Origin of the sequence: Mycobacterium hackensackense, from assembly GCF_025822555.1 — a bacterium.
In the GTDB taxonomy this organism is placed as follows: domain Bacteria; phylum Actinomycetota; class Actinomycetes; order Mycobacteriales; family Mycobacteriaceae; genus Mycobacterium; species Mycobacterium fluoranthenivorans.
Genome location: NZ_JACKUC010000030.1, coordinates 1,882,413 through 1,895,292, shown reverse-complemented (window position 1 = coordinate 1,895,292; position 12,880 = coordinate 1,882,413). Strand labels below are relative to the sequence as shown.

General features: G+C 66.8%; 11 protein-coding genes, 4 tRNA genes and 1 pseudogene. 7 read left to right on the top strand and 9 right to left on the bottom strand.

Annotated elements, in window-relative coordinates; genetic code table 11:
* The 3 genes from H7J86_RS18665 (at position 1) to H7J86_RS18655 (ending at position 3,479) form a co-directional block, all read left to right on the top strand.
* Entirely contained in the window at positions 1–852 is an 852-nt protein-coding gene (locus H7J86_RS18665) for an undecaprenyl-diphosphate phosphatase (RefSeq protein ID WP_267292555.1), read from the top strand.
* Between the two features lies 1 nt (position 853).
* A complete protein-coding gene (locus H7J86_RS18660; protein WP_267292554.1) occupies positions 854–2,404 on the top strand; it encodes an LCP family protein in 1,551 nt (516 codons plus the stop codon).
* 67 nt (positions 2,405–2,471) lie between these two features.
* Positions 2,472–3,479: a VWA domain-containing protein gene (locus H7J86_RS18655; RefSeq protein WP_090354534.1), complete on the top strand. Its 1,008-nt coding sequence runs from the start codon at positions 2,472–2,474 to the stop codon at positions 3,477–3,479.
* Positions 3,480–3,501: 22 nt separating this feature from the next.
* On the opposite strand, the gene H7J86_RS18650 is transcribed toward H7J86_RS18655, so the two are convergent.
* From H7J86_RS18650 to H7J86_RS18635, 4 genes are read right to left on the bottom strand one after another with little or no spacing between them, the layout of a single operon-like run.
* On the bottom strand, positions 3,502–4,113 hold the full coding sequence (locus tag H7J86_RS18650; protein ID WP_267292553.1) for a DedA family protein: 612 nt from the start codon (positions 4,111–4,113) through the stop codon (positions 3,502–3,504).
* A complete protein-coding gene (locus H7J86_RS18645) occupies positions 4,101–5,483 on the bottom strand; it encodes a glycoside hydrolase family 27 protein (protein ID WP_267292552.1) in 1,383 nt (460 codons plus the stop codon). Before H7J86_RS18645 ends, H7J86_RS18650 begins: the two co-directional genes overlap by 13 nt.
* A 26-nt stretch (positions 5,484–5,509) precedes the next feature.
* Complete coding sequence (locus H7J86_RS18640) at positions 5,510–6,385, bottom strand: lysophospholipid acyltransferase family protein (protein ID WP_090354530.1); 876 nt, start codon at positions 6,383–6,385, stop codon at positions 5,510–5,512.
* A complete protein-coding gene (locus H7J86_RS18635; RefSeq protein ID WP_267292551.1) occupies positions 6,382–7,224 on the bottom strand; it encodes a class I SAM-dependent methyltransferase in 843 nt (280 codons plus the stop codon). Before H7J86_RS18635 ends, H7J86_RS18640 begins: the two co-directional genes overlap by 4 nt.
* A 48-nt stretch (positions 7,225–7,272) precedes the next feature.
* Here H7J86_RS18635 and H7J86_RS18630 point away from each other — a divergent pair, with 48 nt between their 5' ends.
* Positions 7,273–7,854 (top strand): TetR/AcrR family transcriptional regulator, encoded by a 582-nt coding sequence (locus tag H7J86_RS18630; RefSeq protein ID WP_187097011.1) that lies wholly within the window; start codon positions 7,273–7,275, stop codon positions 7,852–7,854.
* Between the two features lie 138 nt (positions 7,855–7,992).
* Positions 7,993–9,519 carry a carotenoid oxygenase family protein gene (locus H7J86_RS18625; RefSeq protein WP_267292550.1) on the top strand — a complete coding sequence of 509 codons (1,527 nt, stop codon included), beginning with the start codon at positions 7,993–7,995 and terminating at the stop codon, positions 9,517–9,519.
* A gap of 22 nt (positions 9,520–9,541) precedes the next feature.
* Here the strand turns inward: H7J86_RS18625 and H7J86_RS18620 are convergent, their stop codons facing one another.
* The 4 genes from H7J86_RS18620 to H7J86_RS18605 all read right to left on the bottom strand — a co-directional run bounded on the left by H7J86_RS18620 (position 9,542) and on the right by H7J86_RS18605 (position 11,357).
* Positions 9,542–10,822 carry a PucR family transcriptional regulator gene (locus H7J86_RS18620; RefSeq protein WP_267292549.1) on the bottom strand — a complete coding sequence of 427 codons (1,281 nt, stop codon included), beginning with the start codon at positions 10,820–10,822 and terminating at the stop codon, positions 9,542–9,544.
* A gap of 229 nt (positions 10,823–11,051) precedes the next feature.
* A tRNA-Phe gene (locus H7J86_RS18615) sits at positions 11,052–11,128 on the bottom strand.
* 47 nt (positions 11,129–11,175) lie between these two features.
* Positions 11,176–11,249 (bottom strand) — tRNA-Asp (locus H7J86_RS18610).
* Positions 11,250–11,284: 35 nt separating this feature from the next.
* A tRNA-Glu gene (locus H7J86_RS18605) sits at positions 11,285–11,357 on the bottom strand.
* A gap of 169 nt (positions 11,358–11,526) precedes the next feature.
* Here H7J86_RS18605 and H7J86_RS18600 point away from each other — a divergent pair.
* Positions 11,527–11,599: transfer RNA gene (locus tag H7J86_RS18600), tRNA-Lys, on the top strand.
* Between the two features lie 24 nt (positions 11,600–11,623).
* Here the strand turns inward: H7J86_RS18600 and H7J86_RS18595 are convergent.
* Positions 11,624–12,070, bottom strand: a pseudogene (locus H7J86_RS18595) (site-specific integrase); the annotation flags it as partial.
* Between H7J86_RS18595 and H7J86_RS18590 the strand changes: the two are divergent.
* Complete coding sequence (locus H7J86_RS18590; protein ID WP_267292545.1) at positions 12,061–12,351, top strand: DUF2742 domain-containing protein; 291 nt, start codon at positions 12,061–12,063, stop codon at positions 12,349–12,351. The pseudogene H7J86_RS18595 and the gene H7J86_RS18590 sit on opposite strands and share 10 nt — an antisense overlap.
* Positions 12,352–12,880: the final 529 nt, after the last annotated feature.

Genomic DNA, 12,880 nt, shown 5'->3' with positions numbered 1-12,880 from the left:
ATGCTGACCTATCTGCAGGCCGTTGTCATCGGCGCGCTCCAGGGTGTCACCGAACTGTTCCCGATCTCCAGCCTGGGCCATTCGGTGCTTGTCCCGGCCTGGCTCGGCGGGTCCTGGAGTCAGCTTGTGACACAGGGCAATTCCCACGGCCACACCCCGTACCTGGCCTTTGTGGTCGGGCTGCACGTCGCGACGGCACTGGCCCTGCTGGTGTTCTACCGGCGGGACTGGGTGCGCATCATCGGCGCGTTCGTGACCTCGGTGCGGATCCGCAGGATCGAGACGTCCGCGCAGCGGCTGGCCTGGCTGCTGGTCCTCGCGACCATCCCGACCGGGCTGCTCGGGCTGGCCTTCGAACATCCGCTGCGCACGCTGTTCGCCACCCCGCTGGTGGCGGCCGTGTTCTTGACGCTCAACGGTGTGATTCTTGCCATAGCCGAACTGTGGCGAAGGCGGCTGCCGGGCACACGAACCCTCGACGACCTCAGTGCGGTGGAGGCCGGTGGTATCGGCCTGGCGCAGAGCCTGGCACTGCTGGCCGGGATCAGCCGGTCCGGGGTCACGATGGTCGGCGGGCTGATCCGGGGCTTGGACCACGAGGATGCCGCCAAGTTCGCGTTCCTGCTGGCCACGCCGATAATCCTGGCCGCAGGCGTGCTCAAGTTGCCGGAACTGGCCGAGCCGGCCAGCCGGGGCATCCTGGGCCAGGTACTGGCGGGCTCGGCCGTCGCCGCAGCGGCGGCCTACCTCTCCGTGCGCTTCCTGACCCGCTATTTCGAGCACCGCACGCTGCTGCCGTTCGCGGTCTATTGCGTTATCGCAGGCGCGGCCTCGGTCGTACACTTCGCCTGATATGCCCGACGCCGCCCGGCACCGATTGCCTGAACCGCCTCGGCGCCGGCTCCGCTGGGCCCGCGTCGTCCTTGCTGTGTTGTCCACCGCACTGGTGGCGGTGTCCGGGGCGGCGTGGTGGACCACCCGCGGCGTGCTGACCGGATTCACCGTGTCACATGCGCTGGCCGACTCGGCGCACATCAAAGGCGGCCCGATCAATATCCTGCTGATCGGGCTGGACTCCCGAAAGGACCAGCACGGCAACGACCTGCCGCAGGAAGTGCTGGATCAGTTGCATGCCGGGGATTCCGAGACCGGCGGCTACAACACCAACACCCTGATCCTGGTGCACGTCGACGCGGACAACAAGGTGACCGCCTTCTCCATCCCGCGGGATGACTATGTCGACTTCCACCGCCTGCCCGGTTACACCAATATCAAGATCAAAGAGGCCTACGGGCTGACCAAGTTCTACACCGAACAGCACCTGGCCGATGAGGGGATCGGCGACCGCGAAACGCTCGAGATGGCCGGCCGCGAGGCCGGCCGCGCCGCCACCCTGAGCGCCGTGCGCAGCCTCGTCGGGGTACCCATCGATTACTTCGCGGAGATCAATCTGGCCGGCTTCTATGATCTGGCGTCCACTCTGGGTGGCATCCAGGTGTGTCTCAACCACGCGGTGGACGACGAATATTCGGGGGCGAACTTCCCGGCGGGTCTCCAGACCCTCAACGCCGCGCAGGCGCTGGCCTTCGTCCGGCAGCGGCACGGTCTGGAGAACGGTGACCTCGACCGCACCCACCGCCAACAGGCCTTCCTGGTGGCGGTCATGCGGCAGCTGCAGGAGTCCGGCGCTTTCACCGATATCGGCAAGCTCAACGAGTTGATGGCGATCGCCCACAAGGACATCGTGTTGTCCAGCGGCTGGGACTCCGATCTGTTCCGCAGGCTGGGCTCGATCAGCGGTCCGGATGTCGTCTACAAGACCCTGCCCGTGGTGCGCTACGACACCCGAAACGGCCAGGACGTCAACATCATCGACCCCGACGCCATCAAGGCACAGGTGCGCGCGGCGTTCTCCGACGGCACTCCGGTCGCCACCTCCACCACCGTCCCGACGAACCCCGTGCAGGTGGTCAACGCCGACAGCAACTGGACGGCCTCGACCGTCGCGACCGCCCTGGAGAAACGCGGGTTTCACGTCGAGACGCCCGATATCCAGCTCGAGGACAAGCCTGCACTGACGACCATCAGCTACGGCGCCGGGGCCGACGACGTCGCCCAGGAGCTCTCCGGTCTGCTCGGTGCCGTGGTGACCGTCGCGGACAAGGAGCTGCCGGCGGGTCAGGTGCGGGTGGTGATCGGCAACGGTTATCTGGTGCCGGCCAAGCTGACCGCGCAGGATTCCACGTCTTCCACGTCCAGCACCACACCCAGCTCGTCCGCCGCCAGGACCGCCACGACGTCCGCGCACCGGCCGTGGTTCGGTACCGAGGAGGCCGGGTCCAGCGACCCGACTCCCGACCACGGCCTGCCGGTAAGCGGCGACCGCACCCCGTGCGTGAACTGAGGCCCACAGCGGGTTGACATCCGTGCCGGAGTCAGGCCCCAGCGCCGTTTCCTAGCCTGGCGCGACAATGACGCTGCCATTTCTGGGCCCGATCACGCTGGCGGGCTTCGCCCACGCATGGTTCTTCCTGTTCGCACTCGTCGCCGCGGCGGTGGCCGTGCTCTACATCGTGATGCTGCGCAAGCGCCGGATCCGGGTGCTGCGCTTCGCCAATCTGCACATCCTGGACAAGGTCGCACGCCCACGCACCGATCGCTGGCGGCACCTGCCGGCAGTCCTGCTGGTCGGTGCTCTGCTGCTGTTGAGCTGCGCCTTGGCCGGGCCGACCCATGACGAGCGCATCCCGCGGGACCGGGCGGTGGTGATGCTGGTGATCGATGTCTCGGAGTCGATGCGCGCCACCGACGTGTCTCCGAGCAGGCTGGCGGCCGCCCAGGCGGCCGGGAAGAAGTTCGCCGACGAACTCAACCCCGGTATCAACCTCGGCCTGATCGCGTACGGCGGCACCGCAACGGTCCTGGTGGCCCCGACCACCAACCGCGCCAAGATGAAGAACGCCATCGACGGACTCAAGGCCGAGGAGCGGACCGCCACCGGCGAGGCCATCTTCACCGCGCTGCAGGCGATCTCGACGGCGGACGCGGTGATCGGCGGCGGCGACGGACCACCGCCGGCGCGCATCGTGCTCGAATCCGACGGCAAGGAGACGGTGCCCTCACAGCCCGACGAGCCGCGCGGCGCGTTTACCGCGGCACGGGCCGCCAAAGACCAGGGCGTGCCCATCTCGACGATCTCGTTCGGTACCCCGGACGGTTATGTCGACCTCAACGGGATCCGCCAGCCGGTGCCGGTGGACGATGCCACGCTGAAGAAGATCGCCGAACTGACCGACGGCCAGATGTTCTATGCGTCGAACCTCGACGAGCTCAACGGGGTGTACGACAAGCTGCAGCAGCAGATCGGGTATCAGACGGTACCCGGCGACGCCAGCGCCGGCTGGCTGCGGTTGGCGGTGCTGGTGACGGTGGCGTCCGCGGTGGCGTCGCTGACGCTGAACCGCCGAATTCCGGCCTGAGGGAAGGGGACAGCCCGGGAAGTCATCGTTCCGTCGCGGCGACTCGGGCATCCCTGCGGTTGCCCCACCAGATGACCAGGCGTCGTACGCCTTGGATCACGAGGAACACCGTGATCACCGCCGGGATGACCAGCATCAGAGTCGGTCCACCGAAATGCGTACCCAGGACCAAGACGAGCGCCCACACCGCGGAGGCGATCACCGAATAGCCGACGAACCGCCCGAAAGGCCGTCGTGCCGTGCCGAGTGAGGCCGGCACGAAACCGCGCGCCGGGGGCACCCAGCGCTGAACGATCATGGCGCCCAACACACCTCGGCGTTGCACGGAGTGGTGCGCGCCGTAGACGTGTTTGCGGGAACGACGCACGATCCTCGTCTTGAGCAGCCTCGGTCCGAGCGTCCGGCCGAGCCAGTAACTCACCATGTCACCGACGACGGCGGCGCCGATCGCGACCGCGAGCAGCTCAGGAACGGACAGATCGTGATCGGTCGCCAGTATCACGGCGACCAGAATCGGTTCGGCGGCGATCACGATGCTGAATACCGGCACCGACGAGCCGATGACGACCGCTGCCAACACGACGAAGGTCAGCGGCCCGACGGGTATTTCGGGCAGGAAGTTCAGTGGGAACACGTATCCGCTGTCCTTACTCGCAAGAGGTGAACAGCGTGGGGTGCCACGGATCTGGCGCCGAGGTCACCGGTGACCTCGGCGCTGTCCCCCGTCCACAGGTCGCGCACGCTGTAACAGGACGCCGGCGGCAGTCCCACTGCGGCGGCCGTGGTCGCGATATCCCCCGGCACGCTCGAGGGATTGAACAGCGCGACCGCCACCGAGGAATCGGCGAGCCGCTTGGCCCAGATCCGCCCATCGCCGCCGACCTGGCGGGCCTTGGCCATCAGCGGGTCCTGATCGACCGCGATGACCTCGCGGTTGGTGAGGATCGACAACGTGGTCGGCGACATTGCCCGTAAGTCGTTACCGGCCAACAACGGGGCGCCCAGCATCGCCCACAGGGAGAAATGGCTGCGCTGCTCGTCTTCGGTCAAGCTTGGTTGAGTGGCGGCGATCCACTGCGCGGTCCGCGCCGGCATGGCCAACATCGGCTCGATCAGCGCACGTTGGTCGGCGGTCAAGGGCTGCGACTTGATGGTGTGGCGCAACAGTTCTCGGTGCCGGAGAAAGAAGTCGCTCCACGTCACCCCGACCACCAGCATGTCCGGGTCGCTGCGATATGCCGGGCGGTCATTTGCCGCGGCGGCATCCGCGAACTGGTCGGGGACGCCGCCGAACATCCCTGAAGCGAACGGATCCACACCACCCGGCATGGTTAACACATTGCGCCACAACGGAACCAGGTCGCCGGACGTGCGGACCATGTCCGCGACTCCAGTCCAGTCGAAGCGGGCACCCGCGGCGGGGTCCCCGGAACTGTTCGGGTTGATGCTGTAGACGATGCGTCTTCCGCTGTCCCGCAGGGCCGACCCCATCGCGCCGAACACCCGAACCTGTTCGTCGTGGTCGGCGGCGACGCTGCACCAGTCGTACTTGAGGAAGTCGATTCCCCACGCCGCGAAGGTCGCGGCGTCCACGGTTTCGTGGCCGAGGCTCGCGGTGCCCACACCTTGTCCACAGGTCTCGTTGAACGGGCTCGAGTACAGACCGAACCGCAGTCCGCGTTCGTGTGCGTAGTCGACCAGCGGTGTCAGCCCGAACGGAAAGCGCTGAGGGTCGGGGACCAGCTCACCGGCAGAATTGCGTTCTGGTGCAGCCCATCCCGCATCCAGATTGACATATGTGTATCCCGCATCTCGCATGCCGGAGGACACCATCGCGTCGATGGTGTCCCTGATCGACTGGTCGTCGATCTCCATTCCCGAGTTCCACGAGTTCCATCCCATCGGGGGCAGCGGTACAGGTGGTGCGGCGATCACGACATCGGCGGGGTACGAACACCCGGAAACCACAGCGGCAACTCCCAGCACGCACAGCAAGCGACGCAAGACCCCGACCTCCCGATGGTGGACGACTAGGACACGGCGGATTGCGGCTGAACCGCGTCGCGCCAGGCCAGCGGGTTCAGTTGACGGAAGGGGTCTTCGGCGCGGATGTCCTGCAGCTCGCGCAAGATGTTCTCCACCGCCGTCTGGGTGGTCTTCTTGACGGTCTCCACCCACTCGTCGTCGGATACACCGGCCGGTTGTGTGGTGTCGATCGGTTGACCGAAGCGCAGGTAGTTCCGCTGCGGGCTGGGAATCAGCGTCGGGCCGATCCCCCGCACCAAGGGCATCGTCATGTCCGGCTTTCCGGTGACGGCCAGACCCAACTTCTCGGTGAGCCTGCCCAGCAGGCTGTCCCGCGGGGTGATGCTGTGGTAGATGTCGTCACCGCCGACATAGCCGAATGGGACGATCGGATAGTCGTTGGCGATCGCCACCCGCGCGAAGCCGGCGCGCCCTTGCCACTTGAGTTGGTATTCCTCGCCTTTGAACTTTCCGATCTCGCGACCGCCGCCGGGAAACACCAGCAGTGTCTCGTTGTTCTGCATCAGCTTGGTGGCATTCTCCGGCGTTCCGACGACCCCGCCGCACGCGGCCAGAACGTCTCCCATCGGCCCCGGCATGCTTCCCATCCCCCGTTCGGTCAACGGCCGGACCCGGGTGCCGATCGCCCGCCGTACCGCCAGGCAGGTCAGCCACGCTTCGCCCATCCCGGTCTGGGTGTGGTTGCCTACCAAGAAAAACCGGCCGTCGCGCGGGAGGTTCTCAGTGCCGTCGATGTACGGCCGGGACAGCTCGATCGCCGGCCACAGGCCGTCCGCGGTGGCTTCCACCAGTTTTCGCAGCGCCCGGACCCGTGCGGGCTGTTCGATGATCTGTTCGGTTCTGGCGGCGGCGTTCTTCATTGGGACGTTCCTTCCTTGGCCGGGGCGGGGGCGCAGGCGCGTGGCGCCCGGGAGAAGACGGCGGTCATCGACGGCGGACCGAACCTCGAGCGTGGCGGTCGAAGAAAGTCGATGTTCATCTGCGGGTCGGCGGCCTTGCCGAGCGCAACCAGCGCCGGCGCCGAGTAGGCGCGCAGCGAGCTGATGATGCCGTCGTGCATGGTCGGCAGGATGGACGCGCGCGGCATGATCGCCAGTGATGTCGGCACCATCACGATCGGGGTGAGCAGCATCCCCCACGGCGAGGCACGCTTGAGGTCGATCACCAGGAAGCGGGAGGCCACCCGCGTGGCCTCGGCGATGGCGCGATACGCCGTCGCGGGCGGCAGGTGATGGAAGGCCAACGCGAACACCACCAGGTCATAGGAGGCGTCCTCGGCATCGATGGCGGTGGCATCGACCACCTGGGTGCGCGCCCGGGGATGAGATCCGAGCGGGCCCGCCGCCATGTTGGCCACCGACGTCGGGTCCAGATCGCTGGCGGTCACAGTGGCGGTGGCGTGCAGTTCCAGAATCCGCGCCGATAACCGGCCATGGCCGGCGCCGATCTCGAGAATGCGCGGGTTGGCGATATCGGCGACGACCTGAAGTGCCGTCCTCGCGTGGTGATCGTGAAGGCCGGTGCGTTCACCCATCGCGTCGAGCCCCTCGATCACTCGCTGCTTGAGCTCGTCGGGGACGTCCTGCCGATCGGTGTACTCCAGGACGTCCGTCTGCATCAGCCGGTCCAGTCGCGTGGCGTCGGGGCCGCCGCGCGGCATCGACGCAATCGACGACGTCGCGGTGTTCTGCTGGGTCATAGTCCCGAAAGTACCAAACGAACTGTTTCGTTTGGTTATGATCTTCCTGTGAGAAGTACAGCCGAACTACGCGACGTGATCATCGACGCGGCACGCGCCGAGTTCGCCCGATACGGACTGGCCGGCGCCCGGATCGACCGGATCGCCAAATCCGCGAACGCCAGCAAGGAGCGGCTCTACGCGCATTTCGGCGACAAGGAGGCCCTGTTCCGACAGGTGGTCGCCGCCGACAGCGCGGAGTTCTTCAGTGCGATCGCTGTCCGGCCGGACGCCGTCGCCGAATTCGCCGGAGACCTCTACGACCTGGCCACCAGCAAGCCGGAGCATCTCCGGATGATCACCTGGGCACGTTTGGAAGGCGTACCGCTCGAGGAACCCGAGCTCGACGGCCACAACATCCGCGAACGCGACACCGCTTCGATCATCGCCGCCCAGGCGGCCGGCCACGTCGACCGGCGATGGGAGCCCCACCAGCTGCTGATAATGATGTTCGGCATCGGGATGGCCTGGGCGGCTTGGCCGGAGGTCGGCCCCGTCGACGCCGATACCCACGCCACCAGCCGCGCCGCCGCGGTCGAGGCGGCCGCCCGCATTGTTGCCCCACGGGAACCGGCGGCCCTACAGACGTGAGTTAGTCGGTTCACCGCGATTGCGTTGTGGCACCAAGAACATGGTGTGACGTTGGCGCGCGGACGCAAGACGCGCCGCCCGCGCTCGGGCTGAAATGGCTTGGTAATTCAGCACATCGCGATCTTTCGAGGAGCCACCATGACCGACGCTCGACTCAACCTGCGACCGGGAATCGGCTACCCGGATATCCCCCTGTTCCAGGGCTGGGGCACACCCAGCCGCATCGAGGCCGACGTGTACGAACTGGAGTCCTACGGCCAGGTGCCGGCCGACCTCAACGGGCGTTACTACCGCGCCGCGTACGACTGGGCGTTCCCGCCGATGGCAGACGATGAACTGTTCATCAACGGAGACGGTATGACCGCGATGTTCCATTTCCAGAACGGCCACGTGGACTTCAAGTCGCGATTCGTGCGTACCGAGAAGTTCCGGCTGGAACGCGCCGCCCGGCGCGCCCTGTTCGGGCGATACCGCAACGTCTACACGGCCGACCCGAGCGTTCGTGGCCGCGTCCGCTCGACGGCGAACACCCATGTCGTCTGGCACGGCGGCAAGCTGCTCATGCTCAAAGAGGACGGCCTGCCCTGGGAGGTGGACCCGGAAACCCTTGAGACAGTGGGCCAATGGGATTTCTACGGGGCGATGACCAGCAAGACCTGCACGGCGCACCCGAGCTTCGACCCCGACACCGGAGAGATGTTCCTGTTCGGTTACGAGGCCAAGGGTGAGGCCACCCGCGATATCGCCTACTACGTCGTCGACGCGAGTGGGCATGTGACACACGAGACGTGGTTCGAGGCCCCCTACCCCGCCTACATCCACGATTTCCGGGTCTCCCCCAGTCATGCGGTGTTCCCGATCAGTCCGGCCGCGACCGACCTGGACCGGCTCAAAGCCGGTGGTGCGCACTGGCAATGGGATTCGTCCAAGGCGTCCTACGTCGGGGTGCTACCACGGTACGGGCACGGCGAGCAGATCCGGTGGATCGAGGTGCCGACCCACGCCCCGGGCCATTTCGTCAATTCCTACGACGAGGACGGTGTGACCGTCGTCGACGTCTGCCAGGGCAAGACGGGACCGTTTCCGTTCTTCTTCCCCGACGTGCAGGGCAACATGTTCGACCCGGCCGATATGGCGACCTACCTGACCCGGTGGCGGATCGATCCGAGCGATCCGGCGACGCCGGTCCGGGTGGAGCGCCTCGATGAGGTCGTCTGCGAATTTCCGCAGATCGACGCCCGGTGGGAGATGTCACGGCACCGGCATGGCTACTTCTTGGTCATGAACGCGGGCATGCCCGCCGGCCGGCTGCTGGAGGCGCCCGGCGACCCGGCATTCCCGGACGGCGCACCTGACGTGGTTCCCGCGTCGCCGGCCACGAACGGGATCGGCCACTACGACTTCGACAACGGGCAGTTCACCGTGCACGCCCTGCCCCCGGGCGATACCGCGCAGGAGGTCGAGTTCGTCCCGGCATACCGGGGCGCCCCCGAAGGGGTCGGCTATCTGCTGGCGCTGGTGAACCGGGTCGCCGAGCGCCACAGTGACCTGCTGATCTTCGATGCCGAGGACGTCGGGGCGGGTCCGTTGGGTGGGTACAAGCTGCCCGTGCGGCTGAGCACGATCCACGGGACCTGGATGCCCGAACACCAGCTCGGTCTGTAGCGCATCGGCTTCCGGGCGGATCTCAGCCGAGCAGGGCAGGGAAGTCTCGGGCCAGGCTGAGGGCGACGACCATGGGCGTGGGATCGTCGAGGGCCGGCCGTTCCAGACGTTCGTCGGCTTGGCGCACCCGGTAGGCGACCGTGTTCGGCGCGATGTGCAGCTCTTCGGCGGCCGCGAGTCTGCTGCGTCCGTGCCGCAGGTAGGCCCACAGTGTTTCGCGCAGCATCGCCGACTTGGCGTCACCGTCGGTCAGACCCTTGAGCACGTGGCGGACGTACCTGCCGGCGGCCTCGGGGTCGGCAAGCAGCACCGCTTGCAGCCCGACATCGTCGTAGGTCCATGCGCCCTCGCTCTGGTGCTGCCCACCCACGAGCGCAGCCTGCCGGGCCCCGAGCAACGAGCTCTGCAAGCCGGCCACGTCCCGGCCGACCGGTCCGAACGCGACGATCGATCCGGGCGGGTGCGGGACACGGTCCGTGACGGCCGAGACCGGGTCCCGCGGCGCAGCGGACAGCGACCAGATCACCGTGGAGCCATCCGGCTGGTCGAGGACCAGACTGTTGACCGCCTCGATCGTCGCGCTCACCGCTGCGACATAGCGCGTGACGCTGCCGTCCCATCCGGTCGGCGGGGCCGGGTCGACCGACCGGATCACGGCGGCCAGATGGTCACCGCGCAGGCGGATCCCGAGGAGTTGTTCGCTGCCATCCCGGGCGGTGCCGTGCTCGACGATGTGCTCCATGGTCTGGCGGCGCAATGCCGCCAGGCGGCCGTGCCACGCCGCACGTTCCTGGTCGTAGGCCGTGGCGAGCTCGCGGACGAGGCCGTCGACGAATTCGAACAATCCCTCGGAGACCGCGCGCAGTTCGTCGGCGAGCCGCTCGGCCGGCACCTCGCGGGACAGCACCTCCAACAGGGCCATTTGAACGGTGGTGTGGCTGAACCACACCACCCGCAGGATTGTCTCGATTCTGGCGCCTTGGCGGACGGCGCGCCGGACACTCTCGAAGCCTTCCGGCGGTGCCGGGGCCTCAGCGCGCCCGGTACGAAGGTTGACCAAGACCGTCAGGAGCGCGGCCTCGCACGCCACCCGATCCAGCCCGTCGACGGTGATCGTCGGATCGGCCCGAGCGGACGCCTCGTAGGTATCGCAGATCTGCTTGGATCGCTGGATCGCCCAGGCCGTCGGCTCGTCGCCGAGGACCGCCCTGGCGCGGGCAACGGTCTCCGGCAGGCTCACCGGATCGAGGTCGTCACTCGTCGCGGGTTGGGAGGGCCGTAAGGCAGACATCCAGGCCGACATCGGCGGACGCCCTCCTTCCGGTGGCTGCTCATCGCCATTCGTCCGAGTACGAAACCAGGCGGGGACCGGCGCTCATCCGGTGGCTGTCTACGACAAGCAACGTATATCAAGCTCGAGCCGAACGATTCGCGTCAACACCGCGAGTGGCTGGTGGCCAACACCTTTGGCACGAAGGATGTGCAGCCCGAAAGCTCGCCAAAAAAAGCGGAGGATGAACCGAGATGGAGCTTGGTGGCCAGGGCCGGGATCGAACCGGCGACCTTCCGCTTTTCAGGCGGACGCTCGTACCAACTGAGCTACCTGGCCGGAAGGCGCCGGTCTTTCGACCGAGCAAGCCTTACGCCGCAATACTGCGACCCTGACGGGACTCGAACCCGCGACCTCCGCCGTGACAGGGCGGCGCGCTAACCAACTGCGCCACAGGGCCTTGCTTTCCTGCGTGCTCCGCGTTTCCGCGTTGCGTACCCCCAACGGGATTCGAACCCGTGCTACCGCCGTGAAAGGGCGGCGTCCTAGGCCACTAGACGATGGGGGCCTAATCCGAATTCCTCCGGGGTACTCGCAACTACGTTCCGTTGAGAGCTTCGATAGCTTAGGACACCACCGCCGGAAATCCCAAACGGGATCCCCCCGCCCAGCTCAGACCACCTGTCGGACCACCTGACGACGACCGTCCGACGGCAGGCAGTATTCTGTTGCTCCACGCCCCTATAGCTCAGTCGGTAGAGCTACGGACTTTTAATCCGCAGGTCCCAGGTTCGAGCCCTGGTGGGGGCACTGAAAAGGCCACAAGGTCATCATTTATTCATCGGGTATGGCGCGATCGAGAAGGTCCGCCACTTCCGTATGCACCTTCCCGCGGCGCATGTACACATCCTGAGTCATGCCCACTTTGGAGTGGCCCAGCTGATCGGCGCCGACCCTCGCGGACAGGCCGGCGTCGTCGATCAGAGTCGCTACGCTCTTGCGGAACGAGTGGCTCGTGACGTCGGGCACCCCGAGGTCGTCGCGTACCTTGCGCCACTGCTTGTTGAAGTTGTCCGGGTCGCGCCAGGTGCCGGCCGTCGACGGGAAGATCATCGGCTGCTCACCGAGGAAGTCGCGGCCACGTCGATCCTCCAGCGCAGCGACCGCGAACGCAGGCAGCGGCACTACTCGTATCGCCGAATCGGTCTTGCCGCTGTCGAGCCGCTTCAGCCCTTGCCCTTCTATCCGAGTGAGCTTGCCCGCGACGGTGGGTGTACCGCTTCGCCGAACGCTGGGCAGCGGCCAACGGGCAGCACGGTGTAGACAACCACGCGCTGATTCCCGGCACCCCACAGTGGTGCGCCCTCCCCGACGATGACGCCCGCAAGCTCCTCGCCCTGATCCTGGGCGGCGTCCGCGAAGCACTCAACCACGATGTCGTACAGGGACATCGTGCCGATGCCGGCCGCCAGATCGCCGACTCACAGAACTGGGCCACCCAGGCTAAGCGCGTCACCGGCCGCAGCGGCTCCTCCTACATTGCCCGGAAGGCAGCATCTTGAAAGACACCGAATTCTGGTCAGCAACAGAACAACTCAAGCTGATCCATCAATCGGCACGCGCGAGCTACGTCGCACCCTGGGCCCTCCTCGTCGCCATCCTCAACCGTGTCATCGCCACCACCGGACCGCACGTGATGCTCCCCGGCCCGCCGGCCCCGGCGTCACTGAACATGGGTGTCGTACTCGTCCGGCAAAGGCGTCACCGACAAGCTCAGCCGCGTCGTGTGGCCCGCCGACATTCACGAGGAAGGGCCTCGGCTCCGGGCAAGGGATCGCCGAGCTGTTCAAGGAACAAAAGAATCCTGAGGACCGGATCGACCGCGCGCTGATCACCGTGTCCGAGATCGACCATTTGACCGCCCTCAATGCCGGGCAGGGCAACAACACCCGGGCCGCAGTCAAGGCGGCACTGACAGGTGATCGGTTGGGCAGCAAGGGTGCATCCGCCGCCACCACGCGGGCGGTCCCGGCCGACTCCTACCGCCTCTGCTTGTCGATCAGTGCGCAGTTCGGCCACTGCGGTGTCCTC